The following is a 23,100-nucleotide window of genomic DNA, read 5'->3' on the forward strand; positions in this document are numbered from 1 at the left end:
TCGCAACGCTGGCGCCCACGGATAGGGTGCCAGCCCGAATTCGCGCAGTCGAGCGGTGCTATCTTCCCGCGAAGAGTCAGCGCTCCTTGAATGCGCGCTCCGCCTGATCGTGCAGCGGCTTGAGCAGGTAGGATAGTGCTGTGCGACCTGCCGTCTTGATGAAAACCTCGACCGGCATGCCGGGCAACAGCTTGGCCGACCCGAGTTTCGCCAGCTCTTCCGGCTTCAGCAGGACGCGACCCGTGTAGTAGCTCGTGCCGGCACGCTGGTCCTGGGTGATGTCTGCCGAGACCATGCTGACCTCTCCGTCGATTTCGGGCGTGGTCTTCTGGTTGAACGCCGCGAAGCGCATTGTCGCGGTCTGCCCCATATAGACCTGGTCGATATCGCGCGGTGCGATCTTGACCTCAACCGCAAGCGAGTCCGCATCGGGCACGATCAGCATGATCTGCTCGCCGGGAGAGATCACACCTCCGACCGTGTGGACGCTCAGCTCGTGGACGCGACCGGTTTGCGGTGCCCTGATATCGATCCGATTCAATTGATCGACCGCCGCAGTCTTGCGCTCGCTCAGTTCGGAGAGCTTCGATCGCGTTTCGATCAGATCCTTGCCCACTTCCGTCCGCAGGTCCTGGTCGATCTGAATGATCTGGAGTCCGATTTCGGCGATCTTGCCCTTCGACTGCGCAATCATTCCTGCCAGCTGGCTGCGCTCGCCTTCGAGGCGAGCGGAATCACGCTCGAGGGAATTGAGCCGCGTGATCGGCACCAGATTTTTCTGCCAGAGACTGCGCACGCCCTCCAGCTCCTGCCGGATAAATTCGACTTCCTTCTGCTTGGCCTCGGTCTGCCCCGTGAGGCCTTTGATCTCGTTTTCCAGCTGCGCGCTTTTCTCCTGCAACTGCGCTTTTTGGCCGCTCCGCGCCTGACGACGCAGCTCGAACAGCTTTCGCTCCGCAGTAATCGCACGGCTCGCCTCGGAGTTGCTCTCCTTGGCCCGGTCGAGCAGCACCTTGGGAAAGACGGCCTGTTCGGCGCCATCGCGCTCGGCCTCCAGACGAGCCTGTCGCGCGAACAGTTCATCGAGGCTGTTCGTGACGATGGTGGCATTCGCGAGCGTCTGCGTCTCGTCGAGGCGGATCAAAATATCCCCTGCATTAACCCGCGCCCCCTCCCGCACGCGCAACTCTCCCACGATCCCACCAGTAGAGTGCTGAACCTTCTTGACGCTCGAATCCACCACAACCACGCCTTGGGCGATCACCGCGCCCGACAATTGGGTCGTTGTCGCCCAACCGCCGACTCCAAAGGTTACCAAACCAAACATGATCATACCCACGATCATGTAACGCTGGATGGATTGCATCGCCGGTGTCACCTGGCCATTCATCGGCCGCCTCCTTGAGCTTCCGCGACGACCTTGAGCGGTGTGGGATTTCGCAACACTCTCTTGAGGACCTCCTCTCTTTTGCCGAAGGACTGCACCCTGCCTTCCCCGAGGCACAAGACATGGTCTACACCTTCCAACGCCTTCGGACGGTGCGCAACAACGGCGACAATTCCGCCTCGACGGCGCACGTTCAAGATCGCCTCGGTCAAGGCGTCCTCGCCCTCGGCATCGAGATTGGAAGAGGGTTCATCAAGTACGACCAGGAACGGCTTGCCGTAAAAGGCGCGCGCGAGCCCGATACGCTGTCGCTGCCCTGCCGACAACGCTAACCCTCCTTCGCCGATCTTCGTGCCGTAGCCGTCTGGCAGCGACAGGATGAGATCGTGCGCGCCCGCGGCATGCGAAGCTTCCAGAACTGCGGCGGCCGTTGCCTGCGGATCGAACCGTGCAATGTTCATTGCAATGCTGCCGTCGAACAATTCGACGTCCTGAGGCAGATAACCGATGTGCTTGCCGAGGGCGTCCGAAGACCAGTGATCGAGCGAAGCGTTGTCGAGCCGGATCCTGCCTCGAATGCACGGCCACACTCCCACCAGCGCGCGTGCCAACGTCGATTTGCCGGAGCCGCTCGGACCGATGATTCCAACGGCTTGCCCGCTCCGCAGCTGGAACGACACTTCACTGACGGTGGGCCTCTCCGAGTTCGGGGTGCCAATATAGAGGTGCTCGGCAGTGAGGGTTTCAACGGGCGCAGGCAATGCCAACCGCTCCTCCTCGCTGGGCAGAAGCTTCAGCAAGCGATCGAGCCTTTGCCCCGATTGCCGCGCGGCGACAAAGCCTTTCCAGTTCGCGATGGCCATTTCGACGGGCGCCAGTGCCCGCGCGGTGAGGATCGATCCGGCAATGATGATGCCGGCCGTCGATTCCTGGTTGATGACGAGGACGGCGCCAACGGCAAGAACCAGCGATTGCAAGATCGCCCGGAAGAGCTTGGAGGCGCCACCGAGCCCGTTTGCGACATCGCTGGCCTGCTCATGGGCCGCGAGGTACTTCGCGTTGACATCCCGCCAACGTAAGCCCGCCTGTTGCCGCATGCCCATGGCCTGTAGAACCTCGGCATTTCGCCGCCCTTCCAGCGCCAGCGCGGTTCGCGAGACCGCGAGACGCGAGGACGCCTTTGCCGGGCCTCGTGTGCGCGTTTCCGTCAGCATCGTAATGCCGATCAGGACCAGCGCGCCGGCCAGCGCAGTCACGCCAATCCAGAAGTGAAAGAGGAAGCAGACGCCGAGATAGATCGGCATCCAGGGCAGATCAAAGAGCGCCGTCGGCCCTCCGCTCGACAGGAAGCTGCGGACCTGATCGAGATCCCGCACCGGCTGTAAGCCATCGCCATCCGCTCTGGTCTTCAAAGGCAGGCGAACGAGGGCGTCGAATATGCGAAGGCTGAGCCTTTCATCGAAATACCGGCCGACCCGGGCGCTGATCCTGCTCCTCACGAGGTCGAGCCCGCCCTGGAACAGGTAGAGAACCGTGGCCAAAACCATCAAGGCAATCAGCGTCGGTATGCTGCGCCCGGGCAGCACCCGATCATAGACTTGCAGCATGAAAAACGAGCCGGTGAGCATGAGGAGATTGCTCATCCCACTGAAGGCCGCGAGAGCCCAGAAAATCCGGCGGCACGACCGCAGGAAAGCCGACATCTCTGAATGCGGCTCGTCATAGTCCTCCGCTGGCCGGGATCGACCAGCGAATATCCGTTTCCGCAGGGCCTCGACCGGGCGCTTCGCCCAGCCGGTCAGTCGCGGCGTCCGCAGTTCGGCGTGATCCGCCCACTGTCGTCCGAGAGACCATAGTCCTGACAAATGCATAAGTGGGATACGATAAGAATTCACAAGCGGGGAGATCACCCCCCGCCGTCCAGAGTCAGTCATGACACCCGCCCTTGAAACAAGCCTCGGGAGATCCCCCAAGAGATCCCCGAGGCAGTTGTTGAGTACTCGTCTGTGTGGTTGACTCGTCCCTTACGCGAAGTGGAAGTCGTGGCTGGTCAACGAACCAACCTTCATGTTCTTCAGCGTGAGCGTGTCGCCCCCCGTCGCGATCACGACGTCCTGACCCGATTGTGTCGCATGGGAAAGAACACTCGCAAAGCTGTCGAACACGCTCTTGCTGAACTGGATCGTGTCGTGAGCAGGTCCGCTGACAGTGAAGTCCTTGATGACATCGTTGCCGAAATTCGCAGCAAACGAGAACGTGTCGGCCTTGGTGGTGCCAACGAAGGCGTCATTTCCTGACGTGCTCGTCTGTACGTTGCTGCTCGTCGAGCTCGAAGTCGCAGCGAGGGAAGTGGTGCTCGTGGACGACGTAGCAACGCTCGACGTACCGACCTGCCCATCGCCGTTGAGATCCTGATGGAAGCTCGTCTCGAGCGATTTAAGGCCGGTGTTCGTACCCGACACGGTGCCGCCCGACGTGGAGCCGGTCAGGCTGCTTACGTGGGAAACGTAGTTGCCGTTGTTGTCGGTGTTCCACGCCGTGTACTGGCCGGTGCTCGCTTCCTTCCAGACGACCTGATAGCCCGTCGCCACCTTTTCCGCAGCAATGGGAGCCCAGGTGCCATCTGACCCATCAACGAAATCCAGGCCGTGATACTTCAGCGAGGGGCCGGTCCCGGTGCTGCTGTTGAGGTAGTATTTGTCGCTGCTCTCAACGAGACGTGTTGCACCAGCCGACTCGATTACCGTGCCAGCAGTTGGCGTTGGCGACGTCGGTGTGGTCGAACTGGTAGCACCGATCTGCCCGTCACCGTTCAGATCCTGGTGGAAGGTCGTCTCGAGCGACTTAAGGCCCGAGTTCGTCCCCGACACCGAGCCGCCCGACGTGGAGCCGGTCAGGCTGCTGACATGGGAGACGTAGTTGCCGTTGCTGTCGGTGTTCCACGCCGTGTACTGACCCGTGCTCGCCTCTTTCCAGACAACCTCATAGCCCGTGGCAGTCTTCTCGGCACCAATCGGCGCCCAGGTGCCATCTGACCCGTCGACAAAATCCACGCCGTGAGACTGCAGGGACGGGCCCGTCCCGGTGCTGCTGTTGAGGTAGTATTTGTCACCGCTCTCCACGAGACGTGTCGCACCGGCCGACTCGATCACCGTGCCAGCAGTTGGCGACGTCGGCGCGGTGGGGGCCGTCGAGGTACCGGTGCTGGCCGCGAACGCGCTGGACGCCGCGCCGGTGTTGCCTGCGGCGTCCGTTGCCTTCGCAGTGAGGCTGTGCGAACCGGCCGCAAGGGCGCCACTGGTGTAGCCCCACGCGCCATTGCTGTTGACCGTGGCGGTCCCGATCTGGGTCGTGCCGTCGAACACCTTTACGACGCTGCTCGCTTCGGCCGTGCCCGACAGCACCACCTGATTTGCACTGTTCACCGTATGGCTGGCAATGGTCGGCGCCGACGGCGCTTTGGTGTCGACGGTGATTGCCAACGCAGACGACGCCACGCTGGTCTGACCGGACGAGTTAGTCGCCGTTGCGGTCAGCGTGTGCTTAGCGTCAGTCAGGACCTTTGTGATGTAGTCCCAGCTTCCGGTCGAAGTCGCAGTCGTCGAACCGATCTGGGTCGAACCGTCGTAGATCTTGACAGTGCTTCCGGCAGCAGCTGTGCCCTTAAGCTCAACGGTGCTGTCGTTGGTGACGCCGTCGCCAGCCTTTCCCGTATCGTCCGAAAACGAAGCGATCGTTGTAGCGGAAGGCGCTGTCGGAGCGGGCGAGCTAGGCAACGAGGTGGGATACGGAGTCGGGTCGGTGTTGTTGTTCCATTCCACATTGCCCGACATAGTCGGATTGGCGTGAACTATTTCATAGTAGCCGGCGGCACCGCGCTGGACATAGTTGTTGGTAAAAGCGATGTTTGTGAGGTTTGGGGTGCCTGTCTTGTCCTCGAAATACACTGCATAGGACGGAGTGCCCAACAACAGGTTGTTGTTGATCTGAACATCGTCGACGGGACCAAAGACGTTCTGGATCAAGATTTCGGCCGTCCCGTGGTCCGCAGGAGCGTAGATCGTATTGTGCTCGATCACCATATGGTTTTGGCCGCCCAGGACGGTGACGCCGTCATAATGTGGATCGGAGATGTTCATGAACTGGTCGTGGATATAGTTGTCACGGATGGTGCTCGAACCGCTCGTGCATTGGATGCCAATCCTGACATGCGAAATGTCGTTGCCGGTAAACGTTCCGTTGCCGAGAATACCGTTGTCGGTTAAGTCGCCTCCGATCAGTTTGCAGTTCTGAACCGTTATAGGAGTTTGGTCGCTATAGATGCAGTTCGAATCACCACCAGCCTGGATGACGCAGTTCTTGATCGTTACGTTCGGAGCGGCGATGGTAAGTTGGCCGTTAATGGTCACGTTCTCGATGACTGCGCCCGCAGTCGTGATGGTCATCGGCCCCTTATAGGGGGTGAGCGTCACGCCAGCCTGTGGGCCTGTCGTCGTCGCGTCCGGCATACCGAAGAGCGCAGGGTTAATCGTACCAGTCATGTAGATTTTCCTCTATTGTACCCGAAGCCGACGTCCGCCTTCTGCGTCGCATGAGCGCAATTTGTCTCCGCTCATGCCCCCGAGCTCGGGCTGGTGTGCCGACGTATTGGTCGGCCGGCGACGGCTTTTTTGGGACCAGACGTGGGCCTAGCTGGGGTTATTTTCGTTCTCTTCGATTCTCTGCTTGATATCACGGCGTCGAAAAGCGCTGTACTGCGCACTACAAATGAGCCGTTTAAAAGTGCTTTTATGATTATTTATCTCATCGACAGATCTGAGAATTCGAAATGACACACATCATTTAAAATTTCTGAGTTAGAAACTGAAGCGACTGCAAGTCCTCGCACACCGCCGACCGTCGAATATGTGTAGGAGCACGTAGTGTGATCCGAGGCGGGCCTGGCGAAGAAACGCAACTCGTCGGCGGAGAGTAGATCAAGTCGCCGGCGGGCCAGCAGTCGACGCAATACCGGATTGCCCCTCTCTCGCAGCACGATGATTGCCTTTCTGCAACCGGCAGTGCAGCCCATTCGCTCAACCCGGATTTGATGTAACAGAATAGGACTGCGACATTCCGCGAGAATGACTCAGGGTCAAGCGCTGATTTGTTTAAAGTCACGCTCAACCTAATAGCGGCCGCTTCATCTGTACTGCTTTGGCCACGGCCTCTATTAAAAGTTATTTTCGTTCTGTCCCAACCGACTGCTGCCGTGAGTCACAATGTTGATTTCGGTCATCGTCCCAGCCCATAATGAGAAAGCTCGGTGATTGCACCATTGCACCGGAAGGTAAGTGAACTAGTCCTGCACCACCTCTTGGGCCAGGTAAGATTGTCATGCTGGACAATCGCAGCGCCTGGGACGCCGGGGGATACCGGACGATCGAAGCTGCTGGTGCAAACGGCTTAAACTCACCCTATTTGTCGGACTTCAGTCCCCTCGAGCAACGCTTCGCAAAAGTCAAATCTCTGCTACGAAAAGCGGCCGAGCGGCCTGTCGAGCACTTCCCTGCGCTTTCCGGACGCAAGTATATCCTGGAAATTTTTCGTTGATACAGAAACCTCTATGGCGGTTCGGGATTTTCGGAACCGCGCCTAAGGCTTGAATTTGATTTCATGGCAGTCCTGCGGGCACCTCGTACCAAGCGGCCGCTGAAAGAAGCCAAAATTTGATCTAGATCAACTCGACACCCGAAGCGCGATTGACATTCCGATCAGCAGGGACCAGAAGACGGCCGCTTCCCAGTTTCCGGCCAGCCATGCCACCATTCGGGCCGTCGTCGCCAGATCTCGCTCCAGGTTTGGGCAGTCATGCGCCGTCTTAGCGCGCGCGTTGCCCAGTATCGGCTGAGCGGCCAAAGCCGGAAGAGCATCAGGCCGGCCGGCCGCTGCCAACGAGGAAAATGCCGCCGGATCAGCAGCACCTTGGCACGCAGCAGCCGCACCATTTTGTCGGACCGCACTGTTTCGGAAGCACCGGCATAATGGACGATTTGAGCTTCGGGCGTGATCATCGGCCGCGCCCCCTTCGCTTGGGCGCGCAGGCAGAGATCGGATTCTTCGCCATACATCACGTAACTCGGGTCAAAACCTCCGAGGTCCTTCCAGAATTCCCGTCTGATCAGTAGGAAACACCCGGTGACGATATCGACCCGGCGCTCGCTATCGCGCGGCCAACCGCCGTAGCCTTCGGGATTGAAAAGCGTGCTGCGGCGGAACAGGCTCGATAGCCCCATTACCTGGCTCGCCAGACTCCACAGCGTCATGCGCCGCCAGCAGTTGGTGGGGTTGAGGCTGTGGTCACCGTGAAGCGTCCGGCCGCCCCAGATTCCGGCTTCGGGGACACGACGCGCGAAATCAAGAAGCCGATCGATAGCTCTCTCAAGCACGACGGTATCAGGGTTGAGCAACAGAAGATACTCCCCGCGGGCATGGGAGGCAGCTATGTTGTTGGCCTTCGCGAAGCCGTGATTCTCGATTTCTGCCATCAGGCGCACATTCGGAAACTCTGCCGCGATCGCTGCGGCGGATCCGTCGGACGAGGCATTGTCCACCACAATCAGTTCGAAGGGCTGGCGTGTCTGCGCAACCACCGACCGCAGGCATTCGAGCGTCATCTCGCGCGTGTTGTAACTGACGACGATAATGGAAACGACGCGAGCAGACCGCTCCAATTCCCCAGCCGCGAGTACCATGCACACCGTCCCTGCTCTGCCGACCGGCGGCTACCGAGAGTAACACCACTCGGAATGCTCCGCCGAGGATTATATACTCGTCGACGTAAATTATATACCTTGACTGTCATTAAATCACGATCATTATAAATCGAGAATATACAAAAAGCATTTATTGGCTCATTTTTGTCGGCCATGCCATTCTTGTAAGGTGATCAGAGGAGCAGCCTTTGTGCGGCATTGCGGGATGGATAGGACCGCCAGCAGACCCTGGATGCCTGCAAACCATGACGAACACCATTCGGCATCGCGGGCCGGATGGTGAAGGACAGGTGACACTCCCCCTTTCCGGAGGAGCAGTAGCCGCTATGGGTCATCGTCGCCTTTCGATCATTGATATTTCAGGTGGCAGCCAGCCAATGACCAGCCACGACGGGCGCTTCACCGTCGTGTTCAATGGCGAAATATATAACTACATCGAGATCCGAGAGGAGCTCCTCAAGGGCGGCGCGCGCTTCACGTCGAGCTCGGATACCGAGGTTATTCTCGAAGCTTGGCGCGCTTGGGGCGCCGAGTGTCTGCCCCGGTTCAGGGGCATGTTCGCCTTTGTGCTGCATGACGACGTTACGCGCACCGTTGTGCTGGCCCGGGACCAGTTCGGCAAGAAGCCGCTATTCCTCGCTGAGCGGCAGACGGTTTCCGGACCGGTGCTCGTGTTCGGTTCCGAAATAGCTGCCTTGCTTACTCATCCGGACGTGCGTGCTGAACTCGACATCGATACGCTTTACCAATATCTCTGCTGGCGTTACGCGCCTGGCCCCTTCACGTTTTTTCGCAATGTCCGCAAGCTGCCCCCGGGAAGCTGTCTGATATGGCGGAACGGAGAGATGACGACGCGTCGCTACTGGACCGCTCCGGAAGAGACAGCGCTACACCGTGCACCAGCCGCTGACCCTGTCGCCGGGTTCCTTGCCCTCTTCGATGAGGCGGTGAAGCTGCGCCTGAGAGCCGATGTGCCGCTCGGGGCTTTCTTGTCGGGAGGGCTTGACTCCACCGCAATCGTGGCGACGCTGGCCCACCTCGGCGCCCCGGAAATAAGAACCTTTTCGGTTGGTTTCCGGGATGATCCAGCTTCGGAACTGAGCGCCGCCGCCGAAACCGCGCGTGAGATCGGCACCACTCATACATCGCTGGAACTCGTGCCGGATGACCTGACCGCGCTGCTACCAATGCTCAGCCGTCATCGTGCCGCGCCAATCGCGGAGACCGCCGATCTGCCGATCTACATGATGTCAGTGGAAGCTGCGAAACACGTGAAGGTCATCCTGTCGGGTGAGGGTTCAGACGAGATGTTCGGGGGCTATCCGAAGCACCTTGTGGAGACGCATCTTGGCCGCCTTGCCGGGCCAGGACTGCTGTCGGTCGCGGGGCAAGCTCTACTCGCGGCGACAGCTCCGGCTCCTGCGGTGGGCCGAAGATTGAGAATTGCCGCAAGAGCAATGAGCACGCGCCGCTTCGACGAGCGAATGATCTCCTGGTTCGGCGCGCTTACCACGGCAGAACGCAACGCACTCTGGACAGGCCCAGCGGTCTTCCGCCAGCCCGATGCGCGCCCCTTCAGTGCGGCCGCAGGAAGTACACCCTTGCGTCGTGTACTGCATTTCGATCAGACGTCCTGGCTGCCTGACAACCTGCTCGAGCGGATGGACATGATGACGATGGCTGCCTCCATCGAGGCGCGCGCACCGTTCATGGACGTTCGGCTCGCCGAGTTCGCCAGCACCTTACCGGACAGCCACCGAATCAAGGGGAGAATCACCAAACGCATCGTACGCGAAGCGTTGGCCCCACGGCTGCCGCAATCAGTTCTGACCCGGCGAAAGAACGGCTTTCGAATGCCGGTGACCGAATGGTTTCGCGGCCCGTTGCACGATCCGGCGCGGGAACTCCTACTGGGGTCGGATAGCATTAGCGCCCCCTACCTCGATGGCGCGACGGTTCAACTCTATCTGGACGAGCATGCAAAGGGACAGCAGAATCACGACAAGACGCTCTGGGCTCTGTTCGCGCTGGAGACGTTCCTGCGCGAGTTCTTCTGATCGGACCGGCAATGCTGATCTCAGTCATCATTCCGCACCTCAACCAGGAGGGCCACCTCATTTTTGGTTTGGAAGCCCTGCACGCCCAGCATGCCATCACTAGCGAGGTCGAGATCATCGTCGTCGATAACGGGTCGGCGAGGTTGCCCAGCACGGTTTGTTCTGCTTGGCCTGATGTCCGACTCGTCTCAGAATACATTCCGGGCCCGGGACCGGCTCGCAACCGCGGAATCCGCGAGGCGCGCGGTGACATCCTGGCATTTATCGATGCAGATTGCCGGGCCGATCCCGGTTGGCTCGCTGCGATTGAGGCCGCCTTCGCCGACCGAAGTGCTCGAATCGTCGGTGGCGATGTTCAGGTGCGTTATGAAAACCCCGCGCGGCCTACATTTCTCGAACCATATGAAAGCATCTATTCTTACCGAAACAGCGAACACATCGCAGAGGGTTTTTCGGGAACTGGCAATCTTGCAACGTTGCCGTCGGTCGTCGCCGAGATCGGACCCTTTGCGGGGATCGAGGTTGCCGAGGACCGCGATTGGGGACTGCGCGCCTGCGCGGCAGGTTATGTGATACGGTATGTACCGGAAATGATCGTGTTTCATCCCGCTCGGAAGACCTTCGCCGAGCTGAAAGGGAAATGGGACAGGCACATCGCTCATGACTACGAACGCATCCGGCTCCGACGCCTTGGTGGTTTCCGTTGGTTCGGCAGGGCGATCGCAGTTGCCGGATCTCCAATTGCTGAATTTCCAACGCTGCTCTTCTCGCCCCGTGTCTCAGGGCCGCGGGAGCGCACCTTGGCATTTCTCTGCCTGACTGCGATCAGACTCTATCGCAGTGGCCGCATGATCGGAGTACTACTCCGGGAAGACGGGCTAAAAATTTCGGCAGCGTGGAATCGGAAATAGAAGATAGGACAAATGGGTGGGCGGGTCCCGCCACGAGCCGGCTCGGTCTCGCGCCCGTTTCATCTGTCAAACGCATATTCTCGCTGCCGTTGCGCGCGCCATGAAGCCCGCCACTGAGCAGGTCGCCACACCCGCCCGCAACGCCCCAGCAAGGCTGGCAAAGCGGCGAGATCAGCTCGTCCTCATGCGGAGCCCTGGCCAGCGAAGCCAACGATCGCGCCCTGATCGCCGAGAGCGAGGCCGAGGAGCGCCGTTGATGCGTTCACCGCCCGGCGGGGGCCGTGGGCCTGCATGCAGCTCAACGCGCAAATGCAGGAACTCGGACATGACGGCCCAAGCAAGGCAGCCCTTGTCGGCTTGGCCCCCCTTCAACGTCGACAGCGGCACTTATCGCGGCAACCGCAAGATCGGCGTGGCCGAAAGCGACTTCTCGATGCCCCTGCATGGTCGCCCTCAAGTCGCCGGCTGTTCGCAATGGCCGGCGCGGCCGGTTGACCAGCGGGCGCCGGCGCACCGCGCCGGTGCACCGCTTCGATCAAAAAATGCCAAACCAATTAACCGGGACTTAATAACAAATATTAAATTGATTTATTTTTGTTTTATTGCATAATAAGCCCTAGCCGTTTTTGAGGCTTTGGAAATGCGCGAATTCACCGCCTCCAGCGCTTTACAGCTCCGAAACATCATTCCCCGCGGGACGCGTCATAAGCTCCTGGCAGTTTCTTCGGGCGGAGGCCATTGGATCCAGTTGCTCCGGGTCAGCGCCGCATTTGACAACTGCGAAGTGACATTCGTCACAACCCATGATTCATATCGATCGCAAGTTAAGGACTGTGCATTTTGGACGGTCAATGATTCCAACCTCTCTAACAAACTCGGTCTACTGAAAACCGCCGCGCAACTGTCTCGGATCATCTGTGTTGAGATGCCTGACGTTGTCATCTCAACAGGCGCTGCGCCAGGCTACTTTGCATTACGACTTGCGCGACTGGTTGGGGCGCACACGATATGGCTGGACAGCATCGCGAACGTCGAGAAGCTTTCAATTTCCGGCGCGAGAATTGGTCGTTACGCCGACCTTTGGCTGACTCAGTGGCCCCATTTGGCACGCCCAGAAGGTCCCCATTACGTCGGCTCGGTGCTATGACTTTTGCTAAAGTTCGCACAAGGACGATTTGTGTTCGTGCACCTGCCGGAACTAAGGGCGCTCGTTTCTCTGTCGGCCGCCGGACGCTTCAGCGTGCCGCGTCCCGCTCCGGTTCCCGGCGGTTGACTGATAATTTCCTATAACTTTGGAGAAAATGGCGATGCCTATCGCAAGCGATGTGCAGCTCGGTCGCGACGTGCGGATCTTCCATCCGGATCTCGTCAATCTCTACGGCTGCTCGATCGGGGATGAGACAAGGCTTGGCACGTTTGTCGAGGTCCAGGCCGGAGCGAAGATCGGTGCCCGCTGCAAGATCTCGTCGCACAGTTTCATCTGCGAAGGCGTGAACATCGAGGACGAGGTGTTCATTGGGCACGGCGTCATGTTCACCAACGACAAATATCCAAGGGCGACAACCGGGGACGGCCGGCCTCAGGGCGCGGCCGATTGGACGGCGGAGCCAACCCGTGTCGGCAAGGGAGCGTCGATCGGCTCCAATGCGAGCATCTTGTGCGGCATCACCATTGGCGCTGGCGCCATTGTCGGTGCCGGCGCCGTGGTGACGAAGGATGTTCCCGCGAAAGCGGTCGTGGCCGGGGTGCCCGCGCGCATCTTGCCCGCGTCCAAGGCAGCGCCGTTTATCGATGCCGCTCGCGTCAGCGCGTGAGGCAACTGACATGGAATATTTCCGATTGTTTGCCCAATGTGATTTTGAATGTACGGAATTTGGGATTGCCCGACAGGCGCGGCAGCTCTGTCCCACAGATCGAAGAGCCCGCGACGATAGCGGCGGACTTCTCCTGACGCGCGTTCGCCGTATCTCAGCATCCTGGCCGCGGATGTCGGCTCGATCTCCCACGGCCCGGCCATGGTGGTGACGGTCTGCCAGGCGCGAGCTCTCGTTGACGTGAAGCTCGTAGAAAAGTCTCCTGAAATGGGCAAAGCACGCTGCCAGCGTCATGGCACCCGCTGACCTGGTGAGCCGATTGCAGGCGTGGCCATCGACCTGCAGGATTCCGGGAAAGCCCGCCAGATGCCGATCAACGCACTCACCGCCGCGACTGTCCTCAAAACGAATAAGCGACCATCGGTGGGACGATGCCGACAGATGGCCTATCTTCGCGCGCACAGGCCAGAGCAGGTGGCGCGGAGTTGATGAGTACACGCCTTTGGACTTGCTCACTTCGAAGCGCGATCATGACAAGGTCTCCATCGTTCGCATTCCTAACGATGATTGCCTACGCCTTCTTGCAACACCGTCGCCTCGCGCCGCACAAGCAAATTCCAAAGTAGTGCTAATCCGGACGGGACGGAAAGAATTACAGCGAAAATCCTGCAGAAAATTGCGTCTGGCAGTGTCTCCACGAGACGAAAGGAGAGAGAAACGCCACGATGCTGAACGTGCCATGTTGAAGTGGTCGTCGCGCGGATGTAGCATCTGGGCAGGAGATATGCATGTACCGGAGTCTATTTTTTGTCGCTATAACTTGTCTAGCAGGAGGGGTTTCAAGCGTGTGCTTCGCGCAGGATCACGCGACAGATTATTTGAACAAGTTGTCGCCGGAGGAATGGCAATCTCGCGTCAACGCCACTCGTGAACGGCTGGAACAGCGGCGGAAAGAACTGCGGCTCGACCGAGAGAAGCGACTTGGAGCTAACCAGGAGAAGCTAAGGCTCAATCGCGACGAGCAAATTGGGCCAACGCGAAATGATTTGCTGCGTGAGCGGGAAAACAAAGGCGGCGAGCTCCCGCCGTCTCTTAGGGCCGGAAGTACCATTAATTCAGCTCGCTTCGGCATGCCTACTGCGGATACGGCTGGCGTCCCGGCTGGCGTGACGCTCACCCCCTATACGGGGCGGATGACCATCGAGACTCCGGGCGCAGTGATCGAGAACGTGATCATTAACGGCCAACTTACTGTTATTGCTGCGGACTTAACGATTAAGAACTGCATCATCCAGACTAATGATTCCAACGGTATTCTAGCCGTTACTGCGTCCAATCTGCTGGTTGAGAATTGCATTATCATCGGAGGCGACTTTACCGACAACGGCATTCTCGGCCACGGAACGTTTGTCGGAAACGATATTTCGCATGTCAGGATAGGCATCCAATTAACGGACGGTGCGAGCACCGTCCGTGACAACTATATCCACGACCTGTTCAATGCCGGCAGCGCTCCTCACTTTGACGGCATTACCCTCCTGGGCGGCCAAAACCATGTGGTGATCGAGCACAATACAATCTCCGCTCCTTCGGACCACGGTACGGCCGAAATCTTGATCCAGAACGTCTTTGGCCCTGTCCACGATGTTCAGATCAACAACAACCTCTTGTTGGGCACTCCGTCTTATGCGGTGTATTTCGAGGCGAAAACAACCAACGGAGCCATTACAAGCATCGATTTTACCAACAACTATGTCGAGCGCGGTGCCTACGGCTACTATTTGGTTCTTAACTCCAACCCGACTTTCCGCAACAATGTCGAATGGGATAGCCGCGTCCCACACACGAGATGACGGAACAAATGGCATGGCGACACTTATCGGTAGGCGCTGTTTTCAGGCCACAGCTTTGAGGTCGTGACGGCAATAGCTCTGGGAGCAGCTGATCGATGTCGCTACGCAAGGTCCGTCGACGCGATCCGAACCGCCCGCGGCAATCTGGGTTTGAGTCGCGGTCGACGGGTTGGGATACAGGCGCGGAATGTCGGCCGTCGGGCCGGCGCAGGCGTGGCCTGCATCAGTCCGGCATAGCCCGCCAGATGCTGCTCCGGATGCGCACCGCCACGATCGGGCGAGTAGAAGAACACGGCCGCCGGCGGATCTGGGCCGGCGACCGTCGTCGCGCACGTAGGCCCAGAGTCGGCCGGTCCGGGTCTTGCCGTTGGCCAGAACCGGCACCGTGGTGTCATCCGTGAATGCGCTCGGCTGCGAAGACGTGGCTCCGGATCACATCGACCAAAGGCATCGGGATTGCGGTGGTTGCACCTACCCAGTCCGCGAAGGTCGATACGTCGAGATCGATGCCTTCACGCTGGTAGACGTCGCCCTGACGATGAAGCGGCCGGTGCAGGCCGTACTTGGCAAACAGAACATCGGCCAGCATGCACGACCGTGCGCAAATCGGATACGAGGGAACCGGCGGCTAGGTGATCGCTTCGCAGGCTCGGCAGACCAGCTTCTCGCGCACGTGCTGGATCACCTGCCAGGGAGGACTGTCCGAACTGCTCGTGTCGACGCTTCTTGATCGTGAGTTTAAGCTTCTCGATCAGCAAGGTACCCGCCTGGGCCTCGGCTTCTGCGGCCAACCGGGCCGCTCGCTCGGCGCGCAGCATCGCCTGCGTCGAGAAGAGAATCATCACCGCCCATCGCCGACCAGAGAATCACGAGACGCAGTCTCTGTCCGAACCGCTCATCGGCGCCACCGATTCAAATCCAGCGATCAGCCCGCCGCCTCCGGTCGCCAGGTATATTGCGGCATCCACCAGTCCGATGCCCTCAGCAGGCAGCCAAGTGGGCTGGGGTGATTGTCACGACGCCATCAGCCGACGATGGCCACAGGAAGCGACCGCGCTCCGACTCTTGGCATAAAGCGACGCTTGAGCAGCTCGCGACATTGCCGCGGAACACATAGAGGTCGCCGCCGTGCGGATCTCGCGTGAACGCTTCCTGCACCAGCAAGGCCACGAGTTCATGCCGCGACGCATATCGGTGTGGCCGGTGGCAATCCAAACCGGCACGCCCGATGCAATGGGGATCACCGTACGCGTCCATCTGCCAGCGCCGCCACGGCGGCCTTCAGCGTCGCCGCGTCGACTTAGCCGTGATTTGCATCCGAGCCCCGGCAGCAAACTCGATTCTCGATCGACCCGCTGCTGCTGGCCGGCGCGCCCGGACAAGGCGACGGCCCAGATTCCGCGACCACCATCGCCGGTACGAGGCCAGGATGACGGGCGGTATCCTTCGGCTCAGGCCGAAACGACCGTTGCCATCAATAGGCCCGAAACGCCAGACCGCCGCGCTGTTGCCGCGACTTGGCGCGACGCCTGCAAAGCTCTCCAGGACGATCTTTAGCTTCTCGTCCTCGGACCAGCGCCGCCACCGGCCTGTGTCCACCACCTCAAGCCGTTCGACTTGGGCACTGAGCCTATCACTGACAGTTCTCACCAACGCACCTCTTTCGGCAAAGCGGCCATCACCGGACGGATACAGTGTATGTCCCTAACGGTTCAAGCAGACCGCAGACTCGCAGATCGCCCCATCATCCGGTAGCTGGCCGCTGAACAGTGACTTACGAGGGCGAGGGCTTTTTTGGCTTTTGGCGGCGATGTCTCGGCGTGTCATAGGCTGTATCGGCGATGACGACTCGGCGGGCAGTTCCTCGATTAATGCGGCGGTTTGTAGTGCATCGCTCTTCTGGCCTGCGGTGAGCGTGAACCGTACAGGTCATCCCAAGCCGCGAAGGGCCATACGTATCTTCGTGTTCAGGCCGCCGCGGGAGCGGCCAAGCGCCTGATCTTCAGACCCCCGTTGCCAGATGCTCGACGCTTTCAGCCGAATGTACATTTGCCAGATCCGCGGGCGTTGTACGCGAATACGACCCATAAGCCGGGGCACTGGCGCAAGCGTTGTGACCCTATGCTACGAGCGATACCTTCGACAATGTGTTGAGAGCGTCACGACAAATCAGAGCCCGGCGCAGCCTGACCGCTCTCTCGGCCCTACCCGCTCTTCTTTTGATCCCACCGCGAAGCGAGGATTAATTTGGACCGCCGTTCAATGATATTATTTTATAAACTCCATTTGAAAATATTATAAATATACCGTATAAGTTGCGCGCATGGAGTCCTTAATTCGAGCACTGGCAATGGCGACTTCCCCAGCTGTCGAAATTGGTGGTTACGAAAGAGCGGCAGCCAGCAGTTTCAGGCTAGCACGATTTTCCGTCTTTCTTGACGTAATTAATTCAATTCCGATGATGGACCGTCCCCTGCGCATACTCGATGTGGGCGGAATTGAGGCCTATTGGAGAGACAAGAGAAAGTTGATCGCTAGGCCTGTGGAAATAACCCTATTCAATCTGGAAGGCGGGCAGCTCGCAGCCAAGCCAGGATTTGTATTCATGCAGGGCAATGCCTGCCAGATGCCTGAATTCACCAATAATAGCTTCGACGTGATCCACTCGAATTCGGTCATCGAACATGTAGGCCAATGGTCGAACATGATGTCTATGGCGAAAGAGATTCGTAGGATCGCTCCACGTTATTTTGTGCAAACCCCCTACTTCTGGTTTCCGGTCGAACCTCATGCGAGAACACCGCTACTCCATTGGCTTCCCGAGTCGCTAAAGTTCAGGGTGGTTATGGCACACAAGTGCGGACCTTATTGGTCCAAGGCCGCGACTGTCGATGAGGCGATGAGAACCATTCAAGATTCTTCCTTGCTCGACAAACGCATGTTCTCAGCGCTCTTTCCCGATGCCACTATCATCTCGGAAAGGTTTTTAGGAATGACCAAGTCGCTTATGGCGGTTCGGAAGAATCTTAACATCATGCCGGCCGAGACAGCCTCGACGACATGCTGACAAAGTTGGTCGCGGCTCTCACAGTGGAAGCAGCTGACCGTTTGCCTCTCTTGAGGGTTCGGTTCATGCGCTCGACCGGACCGTTGATCCAGTGCTTTGCTTTGGTGGTTCTGTGATCAATGTCGTTCTTGCCGCAGGTGAATTCGAACCTGCCCTAGGTCATATGGACACTGCGTCCATAGGACGATGGCGGTGAAGCAGGCGCTGGCGTCGCCTGGCAAAAAGCTCGTCACCGGCAGGCATCAAAATAACCGAGATGACTACATGAAATAAAATAATTCTTCGGTTTAAATTTCAAAACTCATTTATTATATTCCGTGCTGGTGTGGCGATAGTTTCGGCAACCCGGACGCACCAGTGGAAAATGGCATCACGTATGGCACTTCTAAGACCCGCTCTAAATCAAGCTGCCCGTCGGGGGCGACAACTGACGAATATCTGGGCAGAAGAAGGACACCGCGGAATCACTGCGCGGGTCAGAACCTCCGTGGCAAACTGGGTGCGGCCTAAGCGGGTTGACTGGCCGGTGCTGCCGGAAGACGTTCTCGGAGCCGACCTGAATCGACCCTCCCACGTGTCGAAATCAAGAATTTCATCGGGTGAGTCGATCTCGGTCAACTGGGTGGAGACTCCCGCGGGACCTGGATCCGGAGGCCATAGCACTTTTTTTAGGATAATTAAGTATCTCGATAAAGCAGGATATGACAATCGAATTTTCTTTTACCATGTTCACCGCGCGGACCATAAGTATTTTGAAGGCGTCGCGCGAGAACACTACGGATTCACAGGTACTATCGGGGATATTCACGATGGGATGCGGGACGCTCATGCGGTGGTTGCGACAAGCTGGTCGACTGCCTACCCGGTGTTCAATGCAGCCTGTGCGGGGAAGCGCTTCTATTTTGTCCAGGATTTCGAACCATATTTCGACCCCGTTGGAGCCTACAACGTGATTGCAGAGAATACTTATCGAATGGGCTTCCATGGCATAACGGCGGGCGCGTGGCTAGCGCAGAAACTTACACGTGAGTACGGAATGCAGACAGATTCTTTCCCCTTCGGATGCGATACATCTGTCTATCGTCACGATCCGGCCTGCCGGCGTTCAGCAGTCGCATTTTATGTGAGAACCGGAACGCCTAGGCGCGGGACTGAACTCGGACTGCTAGCTCTCGAGCTGTTTGCGAAACGGCATCCCCAGGTCCAAATACACTTATTCGGCGAGAGGTTGGAGGATCTGAACTTCAAGTGCATCAACCACGGCGTAGTCCGCCCAGCCAAGCTCAACGAAATATACAACCAATGCTTGGCGGGGCTCTGTTTATCCTTCACGAATCTTTCCCTCGTTCCGTACGAGATGCTTGCTGCGGGTTGCATCCCGATCATCAACGATGCCGAGCACAATCGCGTCGTGCTCGGAGAAAACCCGCACGTCCGCTACAGCCTCCCAACCCCTCACGCACTGGCTGCGGCCTTAGAAGACCTCATGCGAACGCCCGACTCAAGCGCCTTGTCACTGATGGCAGCGGAGAGCGTGAAATCAACAACGTGGGACCAGGCGGGAGCAGCAGTCGATGCAGCCTTCAGGCGCGCCTTGAGCACCTGACGAAACACTCCCGTTCGGCATGACCTTGCCCTTACGTTATATCCAGTCGTTAGTTCCCTCTGAAGGCGCTGGACGATGAGAACGCCAAGTTGACGAATTTCCGCGAAGGCGATGCTCGACAACGCCAATGCAGGATGTCGCAGCCAAAAATTGTGACGCCGGCCGCCAGGCGTGAGGCCGTCGCTCACCTTCAGACCCCCATGAGGTCAGCGGTCGGCGGTCGTGTTCGGCTCTTGGCGCCGATCGCACCTCGGTGCGGTATCAGAGCTGCCGACCGGACTATGCGGCAGTGCGGGCGCGCCGCGCGAGCACCACGCCGTTGTTATAACAAATCGAGGGATCGAGCTGGTGCAGCACGGCCTCATACCGGAAAACGTCCGCTCGCGCTCGCTCACAAACCAGCCGCAGCCCAAGCGCCGCGGCCGCCCGCCTGGAAGGACCAATGACGATCACGATACCGGCTGAACCCCGAACCATAGTCGCCGTCACCTAGGGAAATTGGAAATTCATTCTCATGGAAAGTTCGTTGCCGGTTGACGACACGGTAGAGCCGGCGCGACAGCGTTCCGCTTGGCGGCGGACGTCACCACTTCTTCCAAGGAGTTCCTTCAGCGCCGTTGTCGAGCATGGCTTCGGTCAGAAGCCGCTTCAGCCGCGTGTTTTCGTCCTCCAGCGCCCTCCGAGACCTCCAACCCTCCAAACTTGTCTTTCCACTGTAGATACTGGCGCCGCTTACGCGGCGCTTCCGGCAAAGATTGGTAACGACACGCCAACCTCGTGCTCCTTCAAGTTCCTGATCTGCTCTTCCGTATAGAGGCTGCGCTTCATGCTCTGATCCTCATATGGGCAGAACGAACTTCGATCCGGATAGGGTCAGATCACCCGGGCCGTATGCCTGCCAATCAAGACTATCGCAACTGCGAGCACTAGACGATAACTCAGCCATGCTCTGTAGAGACGCCTCAGGATTCCGTTACTTGCCTTCGATGCGCACAATAAGCAATGTTTTGTGAGTAGATTGCTCGCGCTGCCCTCGCGGCTTCAGGCTGCTTGGTATCCACCAACCAGCCGCCGCTTCCTAAGACGAACATGAACCACGCGTAAATTGCATGCGAAAAGTGAATGGTGGCGCCCACGAACAAGAGAGTCGCCATGCAAATCAAGTATCCTAAACGACAAATCTCGACGGTTCTGTCTGCGGTTTTCGCGCGAGCAATCGCAAGCATTATCCAAATGCAGGATCCCAAGAGCAGGACTACAGCTGGAATTCCGTACCTCATGGCGGTCACAAGCCAAAAGCTGTCCACGCTGGCCGAATACATCCAGCGTGGTCGCTGCCAGTTCGTCAGGCCTATTCCAAGTAAAGGATGGTTAAGAACCGAATCGGTTCCGAAATCCCAGATCGCGAGACGCCACCACCCTGTCCCGGGATCGAATGTAAAGTGCGAAATGAAGAATTTGATTGCGCCTTGGTTCGACCCTAGCTGCACGACTAAAAATCCAACAATGACGATGCTCCATAATATCGTCCACCTGCTCCTGTAGCGCCAGAGAAGCGAGTTGTATCCGATCAGCATAATTTGGAATAGGAGACTGGAAATCGGCGCCGAAGACATGGACAAAATGGCGGTCCCTGCCACTGCCGCGGTCAAAAGCCATCGCGAGGAAACGCTGCGGTTATGCCCCCAAGCGAGGTGGGTCATCGCTAAGATACTAGTACAGAAGAGGCCGAACTCGATTGAATGACTGAACGGTCCTTGAACCCGCCAGAAGCCCCAGCGCGGAGCCATCATCGTAATTTCCACGGTCGGAAAAACGGCGCTCATCGCCCACAAAATCGGCTTGCCTCCTGTGATCCATTCATAAATGGCGAAAGGTGATAAGGCTAAAACAACTGTCGTCACTACTAAGACCATTCCTCTGAAGTCAGCCGCACTACGAATAAAGCAGCGCGCAAGTAAGTAGGCTCCCATTGTTTCGATGAATAGTATGCCAACGGTTTGAATGGCGACAAAGCCGTGTGCAGCCAACAGGGCAATTCCCGCCCAAATGCAATAGAAAAAAAGACCAAACTCTGGAAGGCTGATGCCGCCTGGCGCGGCGCGTATCCATTTGGAAAGACAGGGCAGCAGGAATGTCAGCAGAACGAGAGCATAAGTCGTCAGGTGCAACGGTCCAAAAGGAATGATCCATGGGACACACAATCCTACGAGGAACAGAACGACTGCCCAATGCGTGTTCCAGGTACACTTCCGCGTTGGTCGGTTCTTCTGAAAATAAAAGTTGTCCTGCGCAAGGGCCGCGTCTGCCCCGCAAGGTCCGTAACTCTCAGTAGCCATCTGAAGACCAATCAAATTAGCGCAGACCCCAAGTAACCAACTGGAGCGCGTGGGCCGCGTTTCTATGCTCCGCTGTTGATCGCTCTCCAGCTCATGCTTCCAAAGTTCGCCTTGCGCGACACCCGCCTCGCGCGCGGCGAGGGCAGATCCGTGTTTCGGTATGACGGTCTCTCTTGAGAGCCTTGGCCGAATGGCTCCTCTTGGAATTGAATGCTGTTAGATGCGGAGATCACATTTCACATGTTAAACGCCATTATTTTATATAATCAAGGTTTAATTTGTGATATTTTATTGACTTGAGTTTTTAATATGGAGGAAGCTTATGGTTGGTTTAGCCGCGCGGGAGGTGTATGGTGACACGGAGCATTCCGGCGTCAGATCGTTTCTTCCGTTGAAGAAAATGGCGCAGTCTGGCGACCTATGGGCCCAACAATATTGCAACAATCGACCTTTCCCACACATCGGGATCGATGATTTTTTTGACGAGCATATTATCAAGAGAGTGGTAGCAAGCTATCCAGGCGAATTTGATGCCTCGTGGGATCGAAGGTTTCTCGATTCGGGAACTTACGAGGAGCAAAAGCTCGGTCTCGATCGTTTGGAGGACTTTCCTCCCTTCATTCAGCAATTCATCAATGCCCTGAATTCACGCCTGTTCATTGAATTTCTGGAAAAGTTGACCGGTATCGACGGTCTAATACCAGACCCGTATCTGTCAGGAGGCGGTTTGCATATGATCCCGCGAGGAGGCCGTCTTGCCATCCACGCGGATTTTAACACTCACAGGAAGCTCAGACTCGATCGTCGACTTAACTTGTTACTATACCTAAACTACGATTGGCAGGAAGACTGGGGCGGGGCACTCGAACTGTGGGACAAGGACGTCAAGACAAAGGAGAAAGCATATCTGCCGATCGCGAATCGCGTCGTCGTCTTTACTACGACCGATACGGCGTTTCACGGCCACCCCGATCCGCTGACAAGTCCAAAGGGAAAATATAGACGATCTATTGCCCTATATTACTATACAAATGGTCGCCCTGAGGACGAAAAATCGGCCGATCACACCACGATATTCAAGATGCGCCCGAACGAAATCCGTCGACGACGGGTACTCGATGTCGTGAAACCGTTTGTTCCTCCAATCGTATGGCAGCTTCCCCGGCTGTTCAGGAAGTAGCGGCTGGAGGTCTCAACCACTCTGCCGTGCAGCATGTTGAGCGCCGCAAACAGGGGCGTGGCGCCACTGCGCTTGCATCGCGGCGGCGCGGCCCTTCTTCATCGGCAGGCAGACCGGGTTCGGTGAGCGTC

Annotated in this window: 14 protein-coding genes and 6 pseudogenes; 11 read left to right on the top strand and 9 right to left on the bottom strand. The window is 58.0% G+C overall.

From position 1 onward, the window contains the following. Positions 1-76 precede the first annotated feature (76 nt). From ACFQX9_RS27775 to ACFQX9_RS27785, 3 genes are all read right to left on the bottom strand, one after another. On the bottom strand, positions 77-1,390 hold the full coding sequence (locus ACFQX9_RS27775) for an HlyD family type I secretion periplasmic adaptor subunit (protein ID WP_354060854.1): 1,314 nt from the start codon (positions 1,388-1,390) through the stop codon (positions 77-79). Beyond that, positions 1,387-3,090, bottom strand: coding sequence for a type I secretion system permease/ATPase (locus ACFQX9_RS27780; protein ID WP_377791140.1), 1,704 nt, complete (start codon positions 3,088-3,090; stop codon positions 1,387-1,389). The genes ACFQX9_RS27775 and ACFQX9_RS27780 overlap by 4 nt, the downstream gene beginning before the upstream one ends. Positions 3,091-3,411: 321 nt before the next feature. Next, complete coding sequence (locus ACFQX9_RS27785; protein ID WP_377791141.1) at positions 3,412-5,928, bottom strand: Ig-like domain-containing protein; 2,517 nt, start codon at positions 5,926-5,928, stop codon at positions 3,412-3,414. Positions 5,929-6,763: 835 nt separating this feature from the next. Between ACFQX9_RS27785 and ACFQX9_RS27790 the strand changes: the two genes are divergently transcribed. Further along, a complete protein-coding gene (locus ACFQX9_RS27790) occupies positions 6,764-6,979 on the top strand; it encodes a hypothetical protein (protein WP_247403856.1) in 216 nt (71 codons plus the stop codon). A gap of 161 nt (positions 6,980-7,140) precedes the next feature. Here the strand turns inward: ACFQX9_RS27790 and ACFQX9_RS27795 are convergent, their stop codons facing one another. Beyond that, on the bottom strand, positions 7,141-8,121 hold the full coding sequence (locus tag ACFQX9_RS27795; protein ID WP_377791142.1) for a glycosyltransferase family 2 protein: 981 nt from the start codon (positions 8,119-8,121) through the stop codon (positions 7,141-7,143). A gap of 209 nt (positions 8,122-8,330) precedes the next feature. Between ACFQX9_RS27795 and asnB the strand changes: the two genes are divergently transcribed. The 6 genes and pseudogenes from asnB to ACFQX9_RS27825 form a co-directional block, all read left to right on the top strand. Next, on the top strand, positions 8,331-10,199 hold the full coding sequence (gene asnB / locus ACFQX9_RS27800; protein WP_377791143.1) for an asparagine synthase (glutamine-hydrolyzing): 1,869 nt from the start codon (positions 8,331-8,333) through the stop codon (positions 10,197-10,199). Between the two features lie 11 nt (positions 10,200-10,210). Further along, positions 10,211-11,110, top strand: a complete 900-nt coding sequence (locus ACFQX9_RS27805) for a glycosyltransferase family 2 protein (protein ID WP_377791144.1) — start codon at positions 10,211-10,213, stop codon at positions 11,108-11,110. Between the two features lie 325 nt (positions 11,111-11,435). Beyond that, positions 11,436-11,720, top strand: coding sequence for a hypothetical protein (locus tag ACFQX9_RS27810; RefSeq protein ID WP_377791145.1), 285 nt, complete (start codon positions 11,436-11,438; stop codon positions 11,718-11,720). A 30-nt stretch (positions 11,721-11,750) separates the two neighbouring features. Then, positions 11,751-12,257 carry a UDP-N-acetylglucosamine--LPS N-acetylglucosamine transferase gene (locus ACFQX9_RS27815; RefSeq protein WP_377791146.1) on the top strand — a complete coding sequence of 169 codons (507 nt, stop codon included), beginning with the start codon at positions 11,751-11,753 and terminating at the stop codon, positions 12,255-12,257. A gap of 160 nt (positions 12,258-12,417) precedes the next feature. Next, positions 12,418-12,579: pseudogene (locus tag ACFQX9_RS27820) on the top strand (N-acetyltransferase); the annotation flags it as partial. Positions 12,580-12,639: 60 nt separating this feature from the next. Further along, positions 12,640-12,870 (top strand): annotated as a pseudogene (locus tag ACFQX9_RS27825) (DapH/DapD/GlmU-related protein); the annotation flags it as partial. 231 nt (positions 12,871-13,101) lie between these two features. Here ACFQX9_RS27825 and ACFQX9_RS27830 read toward each other — a convergent pair. Further along, positions 13,102-13,440: pseudogene (locus ACFQX9_RS27830) on the bottom strand (transposase); the annotation flags it as partial. A gap of 272 nt (positions 13,441-13,712) precedes the next feature. On the opposite strand from ACFQX9_RS27830, the gene ACFQX9_RS27835 reads away from it, so the two are divergent. Then, complete coding sequence (locus ACFQX9_RS27835; protein WP_377791147.1) at positions 13,713-14,777, top strand: right-handed parallel beta-helix repeat-containing protein; 1,065 nt, start codon at positions 13,713-13,715, stop codon at positions 14,775-14,777. Between the two features lie 215 nt (positions 14,778-14,992). Here the strand turns inward: ACFQX9_RS27835 and ACFQX9_RS27840 are convergent. Next, positions 14,993-15,468 (bottom strand): annotated as a pseudogene (locus ACFQX9_RS27840) (transposase); the annotation flags it as partial. A gap of 1,128 nt (positions 15,469-16,596) precedes the next feature. Continuing rightward, positions 16,597-16,793: pseudogene (locus ACFQX9_RS27845) on the bottom strand (IS5/IS1182 family transposase); the annotation flags it as partial. Between the two features lie 334 nt (positions 16,794-17,127). On the opposite strand from ACFQX9_RS27845, the gene ACFQX9_RS27850 reads away from it, so the two are divergent. Together ACFQX9_RS27850 and ACFQX9_RS27855 are read left to right on the top strand one after the other, a co-directional pair. Beyond that, the gene (locus ACFQX9_RS27850) at positions 17,128-17,844 is read left to right on the top strand and encodes a methyltransferase domain-containing protein (protein WP_377791148.1); all 717 of its coding nucleotides are present in this window, start codon (positions 17,128-17,130) and stop codon (positions 17,842-17,844) included. Between the two features lie 487 nt (positions 17,845-18,331). Then, the gene (locus ACFQX9_RS27855; protein WP_377791149.1) at positions 18,332-19,450 is read left to right on the top strand and encodes a glycosyltransferase family 1 protein; all 1,119 of its coding nucleotides are present in this window, start codon (positions 18,332-18,334) and stop codon (positions 19,448-19,450) included. Between the two features lie 554 nt (positions 19,451-20,004). On the opposite strand, the pseudogene ACFQX9_RS27860 reads toward ACFQX9_RS27855, so the two are convergent. Both ACFQX9_RS27860 and ACFQX9_RS27865 read right to left on the bottom strand, forming a co-directional pair. Next, positions 20,005-20,278: pseudogene (locus ACFQX9_RS27860) on the bottom strand (transposase); the annotation flags it as partial. Between the two features lie 134 nt (positions 20,279-20,412). Continuing rightward, positions 20,413-21,621 carry an O-antigen ligase family protein gene (locus tag ACFQX9_RS27865; protein ID WP_377791150.1) on the bottom strand — a complete coding sequence of 403 codons (1,209 nt, stop codon included), beginning with the start codon at positions 21,619-21,621 and terminating at the stop codon, positions 20,413-20,415. A 490-nt stretch (positions 21,622-22,111) separates the two neighbouring features. Here ACFQX9_RS27865 and ACFQX9_RS27870 point away from each other — a divergent pair, with 490 nt between their 5' ends. Beyond that, the gene (locus ACFQX9_RS27870) at positions 22,112-22,969 is read left to right on the top strand and encodes a 2OG-Fe(II) oxygenase (RefSeq protein ID WP_377791151.1); all 858 of its coding nucleotides are present in this window, start codon (positions 22,112-22,114) and stop codon (positions 22,967-22,969) included. Positions 22,970-23,100 lie beyond the last annotated feature (131 nt).

Source organism: Bradyrhizobium sp. GCM10028915 (assembly GCF_042666195.1).
Lineage (GTDB): Bacteria > Pseudomonadota > Alphaproteobacteria > Rhizobiales > Xanthobacteraceae > Bradyrhizobium > Bradyrhizobium canariense_D.